This window comes from Runella sp., assembly GCF_965279615.1.
GTDB lineage: Bacteria > Bacteroidota > Bacteroidia > Cytophagales > Spirosomataceae > Runella.
In genome coordinates, this window is sequence record NZ_OZ257252.1 from 6,249,574 (window position 1) to 6,268,323 (window position 18,750).

The window sequence follows — 18,750 nt, forward strand, 5'->3', positions numbered from 1 at the left end:
GGGTGTCTCTGAGGTATCTCATGCAAACACCGTCACCGGAAAAAAGGATGGTTGTGAGCAACCATCCACACGCAGGGTGCCTCAGGTTGCTCACAACCTGAGGTGTTTAATTATGCTCAGGCACTTAATATTTCTCATACACTTCCGTTAAAACCCGCTCGACTTCCCGACGGATTTCGGCGGTTTTAACAATGAAATTATTATTCATAAGGCTGAAAATCAAAACTTTGCCTTTTTTGGTGCGTACAAAGCCACTTAAGCAATAGACGTTTGATAAAGAACCTGTTTTGGCAAATACAAACGGTTCTTTGGATTTGTATTGGCTTTTGATCGTTCCGGCCTTGCCACCAATGGACATCATTCCAAAAAGCCGCTGTTGATCGGGAACTTTAGCGTATATTTTTTGTAATAATTTTATGATGGAGCGAGGTGTGAACAAATTATAACGAGACAATCCCGAGCCATCTTCCCAAATGGGTTCATCGGGCAGATCGGCCAAAAATTGTTTTTTAACGTAGTCGATGCTTTGCTTATTTTCAACGCCCAAATTGTTGGTGTCCAACTGCGTAGCGCACATCAGCATGATCTGTTCGGCAAACATATTATCACTTACCTGCAACATACGTCGGTACAATGTATCTATCGGCAATCCTTTCAACGTTTGATACGGAGTGCCGGGCCGTACTGTATTTAGTATTCTAACCTCTTTTTTAAGCGTATCAGCTAATAACTGCGCCGTCAATTTAGCCGAAGTTCGGAAAGGAAGGTCTTCAATGAACGATTTCGTTGGCCATCCCGTAGAAAAAAAGCCGTTATTGTATTCTTCCCGCGACAGTTTAAACTCATCTGACCAACCTGCCGTACGCAGACTGTCTTTGAAAATGCGCGGGCTGACGGTACTGTTGGTAAAACGAACTACATTGCCATATACCGGAAGCGGAGAAATTTCGGCCTGATAATAATCAGTATAATCGCCCCACGACCAACCGGGCCCGAAACGTTTTCCGATATAGTTGTTGGGGTAATAAAAAAGGTGCCCGCGCCAGTTTTTAAGCACATCAAACACTTGGCTTGAAGGCATATCGGGGTGTAATAAATTGGGGTCCCCGGTACCCCAAAAAATCAATGAGTCGCCCGTCGTTATATATCGTAGGGCCGGAATGGAATCACCCAAAAGGCACAGTCCGGCATATAAGGTGAAAAGTTTGGTGTTGGAGGCCGGCGTAAAATAACGGTCCGATTGATATTCTGCTACTGTCTCCTGTTTTTCAATGTCATACAAGGCAAAACCCGTATGGTTTTGGCGAAAAACGGGCGAATTAGCCACCAGATCGCGCCATTTATTGGTCGTTTGAGTTGTTGTTTGTGACGACGTTTGAGGCTGTGATGACGCACAGCTTATGAGTAAAAAGCAACAGAAAAAGGTGAAAAAATAAGCTTGTAAAGGGCGCAACATAAGGTTAAAAGTTGTGGGTAGTTTTAAGATGAAGTTTTGCAAAGGGTTAAATCGTTTCAAGGACAGAAATTGCCGGTGTTTTCGCGCAAGATACTCAAAACTTTTTCGTCAGCCGGCCGTTATACCCATAAGTTCCATTATTTTTGGCTCGAAACCCATTAAAACGTTAATTGTTATTTGTCAGGCATTATTTGCAAGCGTTTAATAATCAACCTATAATAACTAAAAATAGGCAAAAGATAACCCACAATTCTGATGACTTTTCAACCTTATTTGGAAGCTATTTCAAAACAGATTCAAAATACAGCATATGGCGAGCAGCCCGCCGAATTATATGAACCCATTCGTTATATTATGTCACTGGGCGGCAAGCGTTTGCGCCCGCTATTGACCGTTCTGTCGACCAACCTTTTTATTGACGATTGGCAAAAATCACTTAATCCCGCCATTGCCGTCGAGGTTTTTCACAACTTTACCCTCATGCACGACGACATCATGGATCAAGCTCCGCTTCGGCGCGGTAAACCCACGGTGCATGAAAAATGGAATGCCAATACCGCGATCCTTTCGGGCGATGTGATGTTGGTCAACGCGTATGAATTATTGCTGGACGTGGAGCCGGCTCAATTGCCGCGCGTCATAAAGCGCTTCAATCGTACCGCTGCCGAAGTATGTGAAGGGCAACAGTTGGATATGAATTTTGAGACACGTACGGATGTGTCGCAGGAAGAATACATTGGCATGATCCGTCTTAAAACATCGGTGTTGTTGGGTTTTGCGATGGAACTTGGCGGAATAATTGCAGGAGCCAACACCGCTACGACCCAACTGCTTTACGACGCAGGCGTCAATATGGGGCTGGGTTTCCAACTCAAAGACGATCTGTTGGATGTGTATGGCGACCCCGAAAAATTTGGCAAGCAGGTAGGGGGTGATATTATGGCCAATAAAAAAACATTTATGCTCATTGAAGCTCTTTTGTTGGCCGAAGGAGAAACCAAACAGAAGCTAAATAAGTGGCTGAGCCTTGAGCCAGGTACTTACGATACCGCTGCCAAAGTAGCTGCTATAACGGAAATTTATACTCAACTCGGCATTGATAAAATAGCCCAAACCATGGCTGATGACTACTTCGCTAAAGGTTTTGAGGCACTGGAAAATTTGCCTGTTTCGTCGGAGCGTAAACGGCCAATGATAGAATTTGCGGAGTTTTTGGTGGGGCGGGAAAGTTGAGGCAACGACCGGGAGCGCCTTTTTCAAGTACAATTTTAAGAAGATCGCTCACGGCGGTATCCGGTATAGTAATATGATATGGTTAATGGATCAGCGATAAAACCCTGGAAAGGCTGACTAAGCAATCGTTTTTAAAAACCAGACACAACGCTTTGCGTTGGATGAGAAACAGGACTTCGTGCTCAGCCAATATTTTCCATAATTCTTCCAATGCTTCGCCGGACGGAGGCGTAGATAATTGATTCGGATCAATGATTCTATTTTGCAGAGCGGACAAAATAATGGTTTCAATTAGTTTTTCAGCTTGATTGATTCGGTCTTGGATCTGTTCATATTCATAGGTGATCAGGGCATTTATTTCCTGTAAAATTTTATAAAAGAGCATAGACTGCATCTCTCGTTTTGGGTGCTCAATCTTTAAAAAAGAATTGGGATGATAGCCTCGGTCTATTATATCAATTTCACTTAATAAGGAGGCACATTTAGCTATTTTTGAAGGCGCATTTTCTTTTTCAAAAAATTGCTTTATTTCCTTAACAACTTTAGTAACCTGCAATCCTAAATTCATATTTTTTTGTAAATGCAATTCGTATAGTTGACCGACTTCTTTTAAACAACCGGAAATATTGTCGAACTTTTCGTGGTAAGTGCTTTCCATTTTTAGCGTAAAGTAAAGTTTTAAACCTATTCAAATTCAACTATAGGCCTTTCGGTATTATTTTCATCTTTAACAGAGTGTATAAAAAAACCGTCTTCAATGATTTTTGTATTGATCTGAAAAATAGATATATCGTTGGCTATCTCTTTAATTACCTGAGTTTCGGGATTTACCAATAAATTTTCAATCGTATTTTTTATAACTACGGTAGTGTTTTTAATTTTTATTTCAACGGCGTTGATAAGTATTGCAAATGGTTCATTTTGAACATAGAAGCTTTTGTAATCATTTGATAAGTTTTTTTCTTCTAAAAAGAGCTGTAAAATTTGCGAAAGCTTAATACTTAATACGTTGTTATTGTCCGATAATTCCGGATTTTCCGTCAATAACGAATATAGACTCATAATTTCTGTTTCAGATGAACTTCCGTCTCTGGTTTCCACTTCTCTTACAACAGAGGGCCTGGATATAAATATGTTAGGAGATAGTTCAAATCTTTGCGGCCCGGCCATGATTTTGTTTTTTCTTATAAAAATATCCTGCTCAATTTTCTGTAATTGACTACGGATAAAACTACGAAATTCGTCAGAGGTCAGGTTAAGTTTCAAGACAGACTTGAATTTAATCCCTGAAATGGCAACCGGTATTTTTAACTCCATTGTCGGGATTTTGAACCTTGGAATGGAAAAGAACTTCATAATGTCATCTTTGGCATAACTCTTTGCGATTTCTACGGCGCTTTCATCGGCCATCTTACGGGCTGCCGATATTTCCGAGAAGATAAAACCTAAATATTCAGCTAATGTGATCATAGGGAAAAGTTTAAGTATAGGGCTTCCTGTGATAAAGAAGCCCTATGGTAAATTATTGAAGTAAATTAAGGACCTGTTCAATGCCTTTGGGCATCTCATCCTGTACTGCTCTAACCTTTACATTCATGGAATATTCTCTCTTCACCTCTGTGCCGGTAGAAGATTGCCGTTGGTAAGAAGCGGATACCTTAAATCGAACGGGCCCAAATCCACCTGAAGCTTCGGCATTAATACCCAATGATTGACTGGAAGAAGCCGTATCTACCGAATTGAGTTTGACATTGAAGTCAATATCTACGTATTCAATTCGTAAGAAAGGAATGTTAAGGCAGGCCAAAAGAGGAACGGAGATTTCTCGGTTTTCAGTAGTTGCCGCCGGATTTGGATTATCTTCCGTTGGTTGCGGAGTTGTCGTTGCTGTTTTCTTAAATTGGACATTAACAATGGTGCCATCTTCATTAAATCCGACCTTCTTAATGAAGTCAACAGATGCTATTGACGAAGCAACCTGTGCATCAATGGCCGCCTGCAGCGGCCCGCCGATCATATTTCGGAAGTCAAGGCTCCCCAATTCTGCCCCAAAGCCTTCGCCGCTTCGGCTCATGGTGAGTTCTTCTCTTTCGCCGGCTTTTTTGCTGAGTTGACCAATGATTTTCTTGGTTTGCTCGGTTACGGCTGCTTTTTCAGCTTTTGTAACTTCACCACCTGTATTATCCTGAAGGTCGGCCGGCTTGCTTTCTTCCTTTGCTTTTTGTTCTTTTTCGGAATGATCTTTTGCCATTTCTTTACAGCGTTAGACTATGAGAAAATTGTTTGACTGAACTCAGCGGTTTGGGATTCCGTCTGATTGCGTTGTGCCGCTCCCATGGCTGAAAGCGCATTGGCGACCTGAGTGTCCAGCAATGACCGCTTTATGTTACCATTGACCGCTCTTAAACAACGGCAAAAATGATAGGTAAAATAGCCGCGTGTCTGGCCGTTTATCGGGCCTTCCATACTTACCTGATTGTCTTTGCAGGCGGCCCACAGGGTATGATTCAACCCTGCAACGGGTACGAGGGCTCGCGTAGTGTGAAGCGATTTTCCTCTTTTCCCAAGCTCATTTTGATGAGTAAAATAAAATTCGTCTTCGAGCATGGGAGCAACAAAGCGAGCTCCGGTATATTGGTCTGCTTCATCAAAGAACATGCCGCCACCTTCCACTACCAGAAGCCGAGTGCCGGTGCCTGAATGGCAGCAATCAAAAATTACTTCAAGGTTTACGCCCGTTTTTAAACCCGCAAATAGTGCTTTGAAGTCGTCATCTTTCATCACTCCTGCCGACGCAAAATCATGTGGACAAATAGCTTCGTCCAAGCCGTCCACTTCGAAATCAGCGCCTACATTAGCTACTCTGGTTCCATGACCGGAATAGAACAAAACAATGGAGTCACCTGCCACTGCTCCCGCAACCAGCGAAGCCAAGAGGTTGCTGATGTTTGCCCGTGTTGCATTCCGGTCGGTCAAAATCCGGATGTTTGCGGCAGGAAAACCGCAGATCACGAGTGTATTTGCCATGTCGCGGGCATCGTTGACACATCCTCGTAAATCAGGGCCTCCTGCGCCGATTGGGGCATAATCATTAATGCCCACAACTAATGCTCTTTTTGCCATTTTTGTGTAGTAAGAGTTTAATTTTACCTACTCTATTTGACGCTTTTCGGTAATCGCGGTACTGTTTTATAAGCTTTTTAGAAGGGAAATCAAGGGAAGTTGGGGGGAGCAATCGCTCTTATCCTGACGTACATTGGTGTGTGTCCAAATACCTGAGGCAGCATTCAACGCATTGGGGTTTACTCCGAAGGCAATAGCAGGATTGGCCGCATTGGCAGTAAGACTTGCTTTCAGACCCAGATTACGGTTAATGGAATATAGGCTGCAAAGCTGATTGAGCAGTTGACTTAAAGAATCAAGTTGGCGATTTGTATATTTATGGTAATATTTATAGCCTCTAAATGGAACCGGTAGCTCTATAACCTGGGCCTCAGGGACAATTGTATTGACATAGTTTACAAAACCTCGCCCCGGCTGAAACGTTAATGGACCATAATTACACAGTTCAATTCCAATTGATTTTTTATTGAGCAGTGCTCCGCCTATCCCGAGATGATAGGCCCATTTGCTTTCCGGAAAACAACGGACAATTTTTCCGTCATACGCAGTATCATTGGTAGTGGTTGATATACCTCCTATGACAAAAGAAGTGGCTACTCTTATAGGATTTCCGTTATTGTCCCGGTCATTTTTCCAACTGTTTATTACGGCATCCGGGCGATGGCCACCGGCAGTATGATGCAGAAAAATCATGGACTTTTGTGTTACTTCATTTATATATTCCGTAACCGGCAATGCTATTTCCTGAATATTCATGATTGCAGATGGTTTATTGATTTACTTTTTATTTATGACGTATTGGTTTAATAGAAAGAAAAAGTATATACTAGAAATGATAAGCCGTTTTTTGTTACTATTTTTTTAATAGAAAAATTAATTATATGTAATTAATAATACAGGAATGTATTTTTTTTGAGTATTAAAATTTGCTCGTTTTTGGTGTAATTTTATTTATTGAACGATACAAAATTGCAGAGATAAATAATTAATTGGAATAGCGAATATTTGCTATTTTTGCCCAAAAAAAATCCCCTCTTTTGTTTTAAAAGAGGGGATAATAAAAGAGGCAAAAAATTAAACTATTTTTTGCCTCAACGCCTTTGAAATGGCTTCCTGAGAAGAATTGACATGAAGCTTATCGTATATTTTACGAAGATGAGCATTAACGGTATTGAAGCTGATAAAACAAGCTTCGGCAATCATCTTATAACTGTGACCTTCGACCAGGTATTTTAAAATTTCTTTTTCACGTTTTGAAAGATCATAGAACTCCGGTTGGGCTGTTTGCTGAGATTGAAAAAAGGAAAGGACCTTGCGGGCAATACTTGGACTCATTGGCGAGCCTCCTGTATAAACATCGGCAATTGCTTCCAGAATTTTGTCCGGGGAAGTTCCTTTAAGAATATAACCGGATGCTCCTGCGCAAATGGCTGCAAATACTTTATCATCGTCTTCAAAAACGGTTTGCATCATAATTTGGATGCCGGGATGCTCCTTCTTGATTATTTTTGCCGCCTCAATACCCGAAATTTCGGGCATTTTGATATCCATAATAATTACATCGGGTTTAGATTTAGCTACTTTTTGCAGGGTATTGAGGGCATTTTGATAGGCTCCCACAAGCACATAATCATCACTGTCTTTCAGAAGCAATTCCAAACTGCCGGCAAAAGAACTGTTGTCATCAAAAATAGCTACTCGGATCATAGTTTGAGGAGTGAGAAGTGAAAAAGAAAGGGGCGGGGTGGATGGCACACCCAATGCAAATGTCGGCTATCAAATGAAAAAAGGAAATAGCGAATTATAGTTATTTTAGAGAGGGATGACGAATTTGGTGGTGGTTCCTTCGGCTTCGGTAGATTGCACTTCTATTTTGCCTTCTAACTGCGCAATTCGTTGTTGTAAATTCCTAAGGCCGTTACCTTCCGAAACCTGTGTGCTGTCAAACCCGCATCCGTTATCAGTGATTTTTGCACTGAGCCAATTATCATGTTTTTTGATAGTGATATTGGCTTTTGTAGCACCGGAGTGTTTGGCAATATTGTGCACAAGTTCTTTAAAAACAAGAAACAAATTGCGTTGTTGTTCAATTGTTAGGGGTTGATTTTCAGGTATTTCATTTCTGAATTGAAGCTCTATTTCACGGTTTTGTAACATTTCGTTTGCAAAGGCGCGTACTTTGTCGATAAAATCGGCAGCATTGTCATTTTCAGGATTGATGGTCCAGACCATGCCGCGCATGGTCTGGACCATCTCCTTAGATTCTTCCAGAATACGCTCTAAAATCGGTAAAACAGATTCCGGTTTTTTTTCAAATTTCTTTTTGGCCATTTCGCTCAGAAAGCTGATGTTGGAGAGCGTACTGCCTACATCGTCGTGGAGGTCGGAGGCAATTTCGTTACGAATTTCCTGTAGCCTGATCCGATTACGAAATTTATACATGGCAAACAGATAAACAATAGCTGCCACTAACAAAAGCAGAGAGCTGTAGATCATGGGTAAAAACCAGACCTTTTGCCATAGTAAAGGCTTAATGGTGAAATGGATTGTATTGGTGGTCTGAGTGTTTACCTGCCGGGCACTGAATGTGTAGGAACCTCCTGCAAGATTTTTAAGAAGGATATCGCCGGAAGAAGAAAAAGTATCGTTGATGGCGACTCCATCGGTCAAAGTGCAAAGGAATTTTGCCGGATTGTGGTTTTGTGCTTTGAGTGTAATAAGCAACGTGTTTTGTTCAGATTCCAACACGATGCTGTCAGTTGGGTAATAAGGCTTGTTTGGATAATTGGCAAGCAGGCTTAAAGATAAATCAATCTGCTGCGCCGCAGTGTCTATGGCGTAGAGCAACAGAACGAAAATAAATACCCTAAATTTTTTTAAATAAAGTTTCATCAATGGCGGTTTTTCTACATTTCCAAAATCCGATGGCTTGCAACACACTCCCTGCTATATTTCCCATTAAAGACATATTTTCGGTTACGAAGAACAATTTGATATTGATAATTAAAGCAGACGATGATAACAAAAAATGCAGCAAACTGGCCAGATAAGGAATCGCGATGCCAATGCTGATCCAGAACATAGGGTAGTCTCGCAATCGTCGTATATGGGTGTTTTTTAAGGTTTGCCCTAAGTAGATGATAATAACCGTAATTGCCCAAAAATCAAAAAGCGTAAAACTGGAATTTTTGTAGGTATTGGTACCGCTCAGTACAAAGGCATCCAATAACAGGAAGAGGAGGTACAGGACCGTAGAAAGCCGGGCAACTGTTCTTACAATTGATCGGTTGTAATAACGAACAAAAATGAAATGGATCGTTATGGCTAACCCGAAACATAAAATGTAATAAAGGAAAAAATTGGGGCCTTTAAACCGGACAAAGACTGATACACACACAATGAGTAGATGAAATACAATTTTGTACAGTACCCATTTATGCTGCTGTTTGAGAAAGAAATAGTTATAGAGGGCTATGCCCATCGGCACAACCCCTATAAATAAGGAGCCATAAAGAAATATCTTGTTAAGTATGGCCGGCATCGTTTTTAGGCACCATGTGGTGGAATAGACAGGATGGGGTCAGGTGCCGAAGGAATACTTTGGTAGGTGGTTTCGGCGTCTGCATAGTCAACTGTGTAACTACCGTCAGGTTGTTTCTCAATGGGAAGAAAAACAAGATGCAGATGTCCTACTGAATTAAGTGCAAACTTGACGGCAACGCCTTCTATTTTCTTCCCGTCTACATTTTTGACCAACCGTCGAAAGACTTCTTCCGGGAAAATATATCCTTGGCGGGCGTTAGTTATTGGAACAGCGCCTTCTTCAAATCGTGCTAAAATTTCCTTGATCCCGTTTTCGGTAATACTCTTATTTAATGTTGAGTCAGGTTTATTTTCAAAAAAATCCTGACCTAGTGGGGTTCCAAATTTGACTGCTTTTTTCATTGTTTAGTGTAGTTTATGAATTATAGATAGTTATGGTAATTTTTCCCAGAGTTTATCGGCAAAAGGAATTCGTTTCCCCTGCGCCAATCGCCCACTGTTGTCATATACTTTTTTTCCGTTGATTGGAGTGTTACAGGCATCAATGGCACTTATTATTTCCTGTGGGGTAAAAAAGCGCCCTTTTGTTGCTTTGTAGCGGGATTGCAAACCTGCAATGACACCCGCCATAATTGTTGCGGCTTCCGAGGTACAGCAATAGTTACTGTAACCGCCGCCTATATCAGGGACATTCAGCAGATAGCCCGGTGCAAAGCAGTTGATTCGCGTACCGTAATTACTTGTACTTTCAACCACGTAACTGCTCCCGGACCGCTGAGCTGCTGCTACGATAATAGCTCCTGAATTGTCGGCAATAGTTAAACGTTCGCTTCCATTGCCGGCAGCTTCAACAATGATGATTTTAAGGCATTCGACCGCAATTTTTGTGAGTATTTTTATGTTACTGTCTTCATCGACAGGCCGGAAAGCATCTGTCTGAAAAGCCATCAGCAGCACATCGCCGCCATTTGCCCGGTTGATTCCTTCCAACAGGGCATTGTATCGGTTGTTTTTGGAAATGTCATTTGTTGTGCCCTGATTGCAGGTAACTTCTTCATTTATTAATATCACTCCATTTATACCTACTTTGGGCACGATACCCAAACAATCAGTGACGGTACTGAGCTTTTTTTTGTGATCTGCAATGAGCGTTCCCAACGTCCAGTAGTAATGGCTGTACGAACTGCCTTCTGCGCTTAAATTCACCAAGTTCAGCCCCGTACGGTGATTCAATTCACAATGATTATAGGTTGTATCACCCTGAGATTCGATGATCACCATGTTGGCTTTTTTACCATAAGCCCAAGAGCCGCTACCCCATAAAGTCGGTTTGATACGCATTAAATTTTGGTAGTGCATTGGAGCGGCGGATGAAACTGTCTGACAGGAATTGACAAGAGCCGTTGACTGAGTGGCATTATGGGTAAGTGTTGAGGCGGCATAAACGGTAGCTATACCGTCCAATTGCGCCCTTATTTCATCCAATGTGGTTCCATCATAATAGCAGGCAGTAAAGGTGAGGGCCAAATTATCAATTGAACAAACTGATCTGTTAGATCTGTTAGCCTTCGCTGATTTTGAAGAAACCAGTTTGTCATAAAATGTATTGATATTTTTTAAGGAATAGGCACAGCGGAGTGGGAATTGTTCTACATGAAGTGCTTTATTTAATGCTGCATACTCATTTATATCAAGGGTATCTGTAGATTTAAGTTTCGTTAATTGAAAATATTTTTGTTGGATTTTTTCATATTCTATCCCGTTTTCCTGTATGCTTTTTTTGAACTCAGGCAGATCAGTTTTAATATAAACGCCTTTTTTCAAGGTAATTATCAGGTATTCTTTGGGACGTAACCTGTTTTGCTGTTCCGGTTGTCCAAAAGAAAGATTCATTACAGTAATCAGTAAGGATATGATGATATAAATACGACAATATACATGTTTCATAGTGGCCTTTATTAAGGATTAGAGTTAGAGGAAGTGCAAAAGTAGAGTCAGGTTAGTTTGCCGGCAATAGCGAATATTTGCTATTCTTTTAGGTTAATGACAAGTAAAGTACTCTTTAGATGGAGTATTTACAAAAGGTAACGGTATAAATTATCAAGCGGTAATTTGGGTGTATTTTATGCCATTTAACCGGCACTTCTATAATCTACTAAGCAGTATTATCTCCCTGTAGTTTATAGTTACACCTGTAAGCATGCGTTAGAAAATGTTTCTGTGTCTCTTTTAAAAAATAAAATCTCCAATGAAGTCAAACCTTTCCCGCCGCGACGCCATCAAGACGCTTGGCGCGTCGGCAGTAACCCTCTCTACCGTTTTAACGACTGAAGCTATGGCCGCTGAACCTCTCAAATTAAAAGGCAATATCAAACATTCCGTCAGCCGTTGGTGCTACGCCTCTATTCCGTTCGAAGAACTCTGCCAAGCCTCCAAAGACATGGGCATTGAGTCAATTGAACTTACCGGACCGAAGGAATGGGAAATAATGAAGAAATACGGCCTTACCTCAGCCATGGGCTGGGCAGATCCCTGGCCGGAAAAAACGGGTTTGGGAAGCTTTTTGAATAACCCTAAAAACCACGATGTCATCGTAAAATGCTACGAAGAACTGCTCCCGCAGGCACAGGCTGCGGGTGTGACCAACGTTATTTGTTTTTCAGGAAACCGTAACGGATTAGGAGATTATCAAGGCTTGTTGAATTGCCAAAAAGGACTCAAACGCCTTATGCCATTGGCCGAAAAATACGGTGTTACATTGACAATGGAATTGTTGAGTTCACGCGCCAGTCACCCTGATTATCAGTGCGATAATCTGGAATGGGGAGCTGTACTTTGCGAAATGGTCGGTTCAGAGAAATTCAAAATGCTGTATGATATTTACCATATGCAGAGCATGAGCGGAGACCATATTCGCAATATTCAACGCTACGGAAAGTACATCAGCCATTACCACACAGGCGGCCATCCGGGCCGTAATGAGATCGACGAAACGCAGGAAATCTACTATCCGGCCATCGTGAGAGCCATCGTGGCCACAGGATACAAAGGCTACATCGGGCAGGAATTTGTACCTAAAGCCAAGGATAAAGCAGGAATGCTGGAGTCGCTGAAAAAATGCGTTCTCATCTGCGACGTATAGTTTTATAAAATTGATTGAAACACAAAGAGCGCTGAGGAATTCCCCGGCGCTCTTTGTGTTTGTTCATTTATGAAAAAAATATCAGTAACATATTGCCTGTTCCTGTTCTTCTTTGTGTAAAATGACGCCGTTTGTATGTTTGGTAAGGAAGAAACCGTGTTCGTACAAAAACTCCAAATTCCAGCGCCGCACCATACCGTGCTGCATCAGCAAGGGACTTTCTGCCAAATTTATAAAATGCCCTGCTCCGTAATAATCCTCCATTTCCTGCACTGAAATACTGAACGGTGCCGATGGCAACGATGGAGAATATTCCAATGTGATAACCAAAGATTGCGTACCAATGTCGGTCAAGCGGTCGATGGCATATAGATACGCTTCCCGCATCGAAGTCGGAAGTGCTACCAACGCAGCGCGGTCGTATACAAAATGAACAGGGCCGACTTCTTCCGGAGTAAGTGCCATAAAATCTTTACGAAGAACCGTGATATTACCTGCTATGTAAGTGTTGGCGTCAGGTTGAGTATAAGACAGGTTATTTTCCTGAAAGAACGCCAAAATTGCTTTCTCTACGATTTCAACGCCAATGACTTTATCGGCAAAAGCTGCTAAATACATCATGTCCAAACTTTTACCGCAGAGTGGGACGAGGACGGTTTTGTCCCGTAATTCGGTTGGAGTGAAATATTTTAAAACGTAAGGGTGAATGTCATGACGGTGAAAGCCGGTATAAAAACCGCCCTTTTCCCAAGAGTCAAACCAAAATGCTGCTTCCATTGCTGTAATTGAAGGTTATTGTTTTCTTAGCTGTTTTATCGGTACGAAAATGGGTTTTTAGAGGTCCCTTTTCATAGTTCAAAGGTAATGCCAACGAATGGGCCAAAAAACCTGGACTTAATAAGGCGTTTTTTTCGTCGTTTAAGGCGCAATTTTTGGCTTTTGAACCGTAGTTCCTACTTTTACCAACTTTCAGAAAATGAATTGCGTTTTTGGATAGCCCTATCAGAATGAGCGTTGGGGTTGACGATAAAAAAGAAAAAGACATCCACCGGGATAAGCACTTTCAACGAGAAGGAAGGGGCGATTTTGGGAAAGTAGTGGTGAGGATAACCGTTCCTGCGGTCAATAAAGGAATCAATAACCATACCGCCGCTTTCTTGCCAAGAAGTTGCACGATCCACGGAGCCTCGCCTCGTGACAGAAATGAAATCAAAAGAATGGCAATTAAACTCGGAACAACGAAAGTTGTGCGCAACATGGGCTGCTTTGAAATCCAATCCAAACCGCTTATCTTGAAAATAGCTCCTGCAATGACAAACATGCAAACGACAAAGCCGGTCACTGAAAGTAAAAGTAAGAAGGAATGAACTGCCATATAATTATCCGAAGGAGTTGATTGTTCAACCATTGAACTAAAGCTAAAATGGCAGACAGAGGTCAGCGTTAGTGCATTATTTCCGAGAAAAATCATAACGGGTTTCGGGTTTTGAAGGAATGACTCTTCACAAAACATGTTGTGATGTGAGATACATACGTCAAAACTAGGGCAAAAAGGAAAGAGAGCCCAAATAGATTTATTCAACGGTATATTTGGAATACTAAAGCGTTACTTTGGTATAGTAAGGCGTTTTAGAAGCCTCTGTACCTATTTCCTATTATATGTCGTCTTTATTTACAAAAAAGCAGTTGCCGTCTATTCATGCTTTTTCAGCCACGCGTCCAGCAATGGAATGCATCTTAAATTGGCCGCCTGTTGGTAGCTTTTAAGCGGCGTATCCAACGCCTTTCGCAGTTTTCGTATGGCAGGTACATAGTCAACACCGAAATCTTGGAATTTGGCGACGGTTTGAAGGATGGCTTCCGTTTCCCAATAAAATTGACCTTCATGAAACGTATGGGTTCGCGCCATACTGTCCTTGAATTTCTCCGCCATCATCAAAATTCCTGCTTTGATGGGCTCGACAAAAAGTTGTCTGTTTTCCACATCATTGTCGGCCAAAAAGCGAAAAATCTCTTCGGCCCATGGGGTTTGTAAACGGTCAGTGAGGTATTCCTGCCATTGAGGATTGGACTTGATTTTGTCAAGGGCTGCTTCCCGCACTTCTTTATCTTGGTATTTGGTAGTAAAACCCAGAATCAGGACCATCTCGGTACCGGGGTTATTCCGTTCAATTTGAGCCAAAAACTCCTGTCTGCGAGTATCGTCGTAGGCTTTTCTTGCATTGCCCCTTTGAACTATGTTGATCGGAATACGTATGAGCCATTCCCCCACCATTAGTACACAACATAAAACGCTTACGAATGCGATAGATTTGAACGGCCACTGCCAGACAGCACTTGGCACATAAGCCTGTAAAGAAGTGTTCAGCAACATAAATCCGCCTACTAAAAAGGGTGGTATCAACCAGACAATGGTATATTTTCCGAGAAATTTAACAATCCAAGGTGCGCCGCCTTCACCCATAGCGGTGTAAAAAGCCATCACCAACAGGGATGATATCCCAACTACAATCAACGAATTTCGAAGGGTGGAGCTATTCGAAACCCATTCAAAACCATCTTTTAGAAAAATGATCACCGTAATGACGATAAGCCCAATGGTTAATCCTATGAATAAAAAAAAGAGAGCAAGACCGTGCCCCATGCCCCTATCCCCTCCGGGGATGGGTTTTCCTGCCATAGAGGCAAGGCCAAAGTAACAAAGGGTAGTAAGGATGAGGGCTAAATTGCCAATAATATTCATTGATTCAGACTGTTTATGAGAAATTCTTCAAAGTTAATCCTGAATACATCGGTTTCCTAAATGGAGTAAGTCAACCGTATTATCGGCATTGTAAGGTGTTGGATTTATGTTGTTAGGCGTTGTAAGAATCAGTGGAAGGTTGATTATAGGCTTTCATGAATTGAAAAATGGCCAAAGCCACTTCCCGCACTTCGGCGGCTACTTGGGTAGAAAGATATTCTTCCGAATCTATGTTAAGGGCTATGATGGCTTCGTACAAAGGACGCATCACGCGGTCGCGTCCCGTTTCCCGAAACATAGCCACCAACTTGTCGCCGTAGCCTAATCGAACAGTAACGGCCGCCGCAATATGCCAATTTTGTAATTTTTCCGTTGGTTGAGTTTCCTGTATCTGCATTAAAGCGTGTCTCCAAAATTCCCGCGCCTGACCCCAATTTTGGTCGTAGGCGGCAAAAACGGCTTCGTGGAGTGCAGATGCTACGACTTGTGGTAACTCGGCATTAGCTGTTTCTAATTCTTCAAAAAGCTCTTTAGCTTCGGCTAATTTGCCGAGTTTGTCTCTTAATAAGATCATCAGCCCTTCTTTGGCGTCGGTATTTTCAGGGTCTATTTTCAGGGCTTTTTGGTAGGCCTGTTTTGAGCCTGCATTTCTTCCTAAACTTGAAAGCAAATTAGCTATTCCTACCCAATCAAAATTATTTTCGGAACTTAGCTTAAAGGTTTCTCTGTATGCATTCTCTGACTCTTCTATCTTACCATCGTCTTCTAATTCCCATGCTATATGAAACCAATCCCAAGCTTTACTTTTTTTATAAATATTCACCCATTCCTCCTTCACCTCACTCATAACCACGCCCATTGTCTCCTCCAATTTTATTTCATCCCCATCATACAGTTCCAGTAGGCGCTTATAAACCTTTTCTTTGAGCTTTTCTCCACTTTTGCCTCCCAAGGCCCGGGCTAAAGCCAAGCCGTAGGATAAATCATGAATTTTCTCTTTTTCGTTTACAACACGCGTGAATTCCTTCGCGTGGTCTTGCAATTCGGGCTTGGTAAACCATGCCTGTAAAAAGCGGGAAAGCCACACCAAATCGCGGCGTTGGCGGCGGCTGGCGCGGCGCAATAAGTACCAAATGTTAAAGAAACGTTCGCTGATTTCGTAAAAAGCGGCTTTTCGTTTGCCCAGCTTTACCGTCCACCCCGCTTTGCCCAAGCGGTCGAGTTGAATGGATAATTGGCTGTTTTCCAAAGAAGTACGCTCACGGAGGGTTTCCAGGTTGCACGGATCCCAATTCAACGCCACGGCATCAATGACCACTTGGGCTTGGGGAGCTAATTCTTCAAAACGGGCTTTGTACAAAGGCGTCATTTGATCAATCAACGCTTCTAAATCCTGAAAAACATCCGAAGACAACCCGCGTGAAACCAACGCAAACAACATCACAACGGTACGTACATTGCCTCCCGTGAGTGCGTGTAGGGTTTCAAGACGCGGAATATTTTGATTCAGTTGGTTCTTAAAATCAGGATTATTGGTAATCTCGGCCAAATGGCGAAGCAAGTCAAGTGTTTGCGGGAAGGTGAGCTTATATAAATAGTGTACTTGAAATGCATCGTAAAACGGAGCTGTGTAGTCGCCGTTGAGGAGGTCGGCGCTTGCTCCGATAAAAATGGGCGCATCAGAAACGGTGATCAGTTTTCGGAGTTTAGATTGCTCAATTTGTGCCAAACGTTCAAAAATCAAATTGAGGTTGTCGAGTAAGTAAACAGGACGCCTTCCTAATTGTTGGGCGGTGGTTTGCAGTAAGTCATACGCTTTTTGGCTCAATTCCTGCTCATTTTTGAGACGACTCAAATCAGCGATTTGCTCGTCCAATTGCGTTGCCTTTTCTTCCTCCCCTTCGGTTTGAAGCGTATCCGCCAAGGCATCCAAACTATTGAGCCAAAATTTAGATAAACGGTCGATGTTGTATTGCTCCTCCGGAAAAGAAAACGGAATGAATTGCGCATTGAGCGGAGCGGTACGCAGGGCGACATCCAACCGCTTAAGCAATGTGCTTTTGCCCATACCGCGCTGACCTACAATCAGATGATGTTGTGGAATACTTCCTTTTTCTTCGTGGCTCAGGCTGTCTATGAGCGAATCAAATATGTCTTTGCGGGCATAAAACAGCAATTTTATTTCATCGTCACTTAATCGACTCGGCATAAAAATGCTGAGTCGTTGCATGGGTAAAAAGAAAGGTGAGTCGTTCATTGTAAACGTTGTTTGTACCAGTAATTACGTAAAAGCGGGGAACGAAAACCATATTCGCCCGTATGTTCAATCAAATAGCCGTCGTGGGTGAGGGTTTTGAGCAGAAACGCCGTTTTGTCCTTAACCTCTTCCGGCGTTACGTTATTTCGAACCAAGACCTGTTCTAATTGGTCCCGCCTGAATCCTTTTTCCTTTAAACAAAGTATATCCAATAAGTTTTTGGCCAATTTGGCATCAGTTGGAGCAAGCTGTTCTTCCAGACGTTCAATCCATGTGTTTAAGTTGGAAGAATCGGAGGCCCTTTCAAAGGCCAAAGCCACGTGTTCAGTGGTAAGCGCCAGTCCATTTGGTTGATTATGAATGAATTTGAGTTGTGCAAAAAGCAGTTGTAAATAGTATGGCAACGGCCATCCTACGGCTTTAACCAACGCTTCCTGCACTTCTGTAGGCATCGAAACTTTTTGGTCAGTGGCCAATTGTTGCAAAAACTGTCGAGCTTCTTCCTCACCGAAAGCACCTAATGAAAAAGAGTACAAATCATTGATGGTTTTGGTGATACCCAGACGTTCGGCGAAAGTATCCATGCTGATAGAGCCGCAAAAAATCCAACGTATTTCAGAATCAGGATTTTGCCGAAATGACCGCAACCAGTGCAGAAAATCGCCAGTTCTTCCTTTGCCCTCGGGAATATTGGCTAACCGTGAAAGTAAAACAGGAAGCTCATCAATAATAATCAGGCATTTTCCCGTATCCTCTAACAACTTTTCCAATTCACGTTTTAAGTCGCTTTTAGCGGCGTTGCTCCATTTTAGTGTTGTTTTTACTCCCTGTACTTCTACTTCGGCTTCCAGCGATGACATTATTTTACCGATGGAATCAAACGTATTTTTAGCATTTTTTTTGAACCAATTTTCTTCCTTTTTGAGGGCTTCCACAAACATTCGCATGAAACCTGTTTCATCGTTGCCGTCTTCCACATTAAAATAGATGGCCTTCCAATCGTGTTTTTGAGCATCTTTTCTCAGTTGGAGCACAAAAGATGTTTTGCCTACCCTCCTTGGTGCCGGCAATAGTAAGTGATTGCCATTGTCCAGCAAATCCCAAGCTTGCAAAAGTTCCTTCTTACGTCCAAAAAAGTCATTGCCTGTTACCGGAGGGCCTACTTGATTCTTCATTGTTTTAAACTATTTATACGGACAAAAATATATACAAAAATGTATATATACAAATTTGTATATATTTTGAAGCAAACA

General features: G+C 42.1%; 18 protein-coding genes. 2 read left to right on the forward strand and 16 right to left on the reverse strand.

All coding sequences use genetic code 11. From position 1 onward, the window contains the following. Window positions 1–124: 124 nt before the first annotated feature. The gene (locus ACQY73_RS26155; RefSeq protein WP_428656791.1) at window positions 125–1,456 is read right to left on the reverse strand and encodes a D-alanyl-D-alanine carboxypeptidase/D-alanyl-D-alanine-endopeptidase; all 1,332 of its coding nucleotides are present in this window, start codon (window positions 1,454–1,456) and stop codon (window positions 125–127) included. 255 nt (window positions 1,457–1,711) lie between these two features. Between ACQY73_RS26155 and ACQY73_RS26160 the strand changes: the two genes are divergently transcribed. Further along, window positions 1,712–2,689, forward strand: a complete 978-nt coding sequence (locus tag ACQY73_RS26160; protein ID WP_428656793.1) for a polyprenyl synthetase family protein — start codon at window positions 1,712–1,714, stop codon at window positions 2,687–2,689. A gap of 82 nt (window positions 2,690–2,771) precedes the next feature. On the opposite strand, the gene ACQY73_RS26165 is transcribed toward ACQY73_RS26160, so the two are convergent. The 10 genes from ACQY73_RS26165 to ACQY73_RS26210 form a co-directional block, all read right to left on the reverse strand. Then, window positions 2,772–3,347 carry a hypothetical protein gene (locus tag ACQY73_RS26165; RefSeq protein WP_428656795.1) on the reverse strand — a complete coding sequence of 192 codons (576 nt, stop codon included), beginning with the start codon at window positions 3,345–3,347 and terminating at the stop codon, window positions 2,772–2,774. A 26-nt stretch (window positions 3,348–3,373) separates the two neighbouring features. Continuing rightward, window positions 3,374–4,159: a hypothetical protein gene (locus ACQY73_RS26170; RefSeq protein ID WP_428656797.1), complete on the reverse strand. Its 786-nt coding sequence runs from the start codon at window positions 4,157–4,159 to the stop codon at window positions 3,374–3,376. Between the two features lie 52 nt (window positions 4,160–4,211). Continuing rightward, the gene (locus ACQY73_RS26175; RefSeq protein ID WP_428656799.1) at window positions 4,212–4,940 is read right to left on the reverse strand and encodes a DUF2589 domain-containing protein; all 729 of its coding nucleotides are present in this window, start codon (window positions 4,938–4,940) and stop codon (window positions 4,212–4,214) included. 17 nt (window positions 4,941–4,957) lie between these two features. Beyond that, complete coding sequence (locus ACQY73_RS26180; RefSeq protein WP_428656801.1) at window positions 4,958–5,812, reverse strand: caspase family protein; 855 nt, start codon at window positions 5,810–5,812, stop codon at window positions 4,958–4,960. A 66-nt stretch (window positions 5,813–5,878) separates the two neighbouring features. Then, window positions 5,879–6,568: a peptidoglycan recognition protein family protein gene (locus ACQY73_RS26185; protein WP_428656804.1), complete on the reverse strand. Its 690-nt coding sequence runs from the start codon at window positions 6,566–6,568 to the stop codon at window positions 5,879–5,881. Between the two features lie 318 nt (window positions 6,569–6,886). Next, the gene (locus tag ACQY73_RS26190) at window positions 6,887–7,519 is read right to left on the reverse strand and encodes a response regulator (RefSeq protein WP_428656806.1); all 633 of its coding nucleotides are present in this window, start codon (window positions 7,517–7,519) and stop codon (window positions 6,887–6,889) included. 105 nt (window positions 7,520–7,624) lie between these two features. After that, window positions 7,625–8,704 (reverse strand): sensor histidine kinase, encoded by a 1,080-nt coding sequence (locus tag ACQY73_RS26195; RefSeq protein ID WP_428656808.1) that lies wholly within the window; start codon window positions 8,702–8,704, stop codon window positions 7,625–7,627. Then, complete coding sequence (locus ACQY73_RS26200) at window positions 8,679–9,353, reverse strand: hypothetical protein (protein ID WP_428656811.1); 675 nt, start codon at window positions 9,351–9,353, stop codon at window positions 8,679–8,681. The genes ACQY73_RS26195 and ACQY73_RS26200 overlap by 26 nt, the downstream gene beginning before the upstream one ends. Window positions 9,354–9,358: 5 nt before the next feature. Beyond that, window positions 9,359–9,757: a hypothetical protein gene (locus ACQY73_RS26205; protein WP_428656813.1), complete on the reverse strand. Its 399-nt coding sequence runs from the start codon at window positions 9,755–9,757 to the stop codon at window positions 9,359–9,361. Between the two features lie 30 nt (window positions 9,758–9,787). Then, window positions 9,788–11,248, reverse strand: coding sequence for a S8 family serine peptidase (locus ACQY73_RS26210; RefSeq protein ID WP_428656815.1), 1,461 nt, complete (start codon window positions 11,246–11,248; stop codon window positions 9,788–9,790). Between the two features lie 355 nt (window positions 11,249–11,603). Between ACQY73_RS26210 and ACQY73_RS26215 the strand changes: the two genes are divergently transcribed. Further along, on the forward strand, window positions 11,604–12,497 hold the full coding sequence (locus ACQY73_RS26215) for a hydroxypyruvate isomerase family protein (RefSeq protein WP_428656818.1): 894 nt from the start codon (window positions 11,604–11,606) through the stop codon (window positions 12,495–12,497). 81 nt (window positions 12,498–12,578) lie between these two features. Here the strand turns inward: ACQY73_RS26215 and ACQY73_RS26220 are convergent, their stop codons facing one another. The 5 genes from ACQY73_RS26220 to ACQY73_RS26240 all read right to left on the reverse strand — a co-directional run bounded on the left by ACQY73_RS26220 (window position 12,579) and on the right by ACQY73_RS26240 (window position 18,672). Beyond that, window positions 12,579–13,274: a thiopurine S-methyltransferase gene (locus ACQY73_RS26220; RefSeq protein WP_428656821.1), complete on the reverse strand. Its 696-nt coding sequence runs from the start codon at window positions 13,272–13,274 to the stop codon at window positions 12,579–12,581. A gap of 286 nt (window positions 13,275–13,560) precedes the next feature. Then, window positions 13,561–13,968 (reverse strand): hypothetical protein, encoded by a 408-nt coding sequence (locus ACQY73_RS26225; protein WP_428656822.1) that lies wholly within the window; start codon window positions 13,966–13,968, stop codon window positions 13,561–13,563. A 222-nt stretch (window positions 13,969–14,190) separates the two neighbouring features. Further along, the gene (locus ACQY73_RS26230) at window positions 14,191–15,240 is read right to left on the reverse strand and encodes a hypothetical protein (protein WP_428656825.1); all 1,050 of its coding nucleotides are present in this window, start codon (window positions 15,238–15,240) and stop codon (window positions 14,191–14,193) included. 112 nt (window positions 15,241–15,352) lie between these two features. Then, window positions 15,353–17,497, reverse strand: coding sequence for an AAA family ATPase (locus tag ACQY73_RS26235; RefSeq protein WP_428656827.1), 2,145 nt, complete (start codon window positions 17,495–17,497; stop codon window positions 15,353–15,355). After that, entirely contained in the window at window positions 17,494–18,672 is a 1,179-nt protein-coding gene (locus ACQY73_RS26240) for an AAA family ATPase (RefSeq protein WP_428656829.1), read from the reverse strand. The genes ACQY73_RS26235 and ACQY73_RS26240 overlap by 4 nt, the downstream gene beginning before the upstream one ends. Window positions 18,673–18,750: the final 78 nt, after the last annotated feature.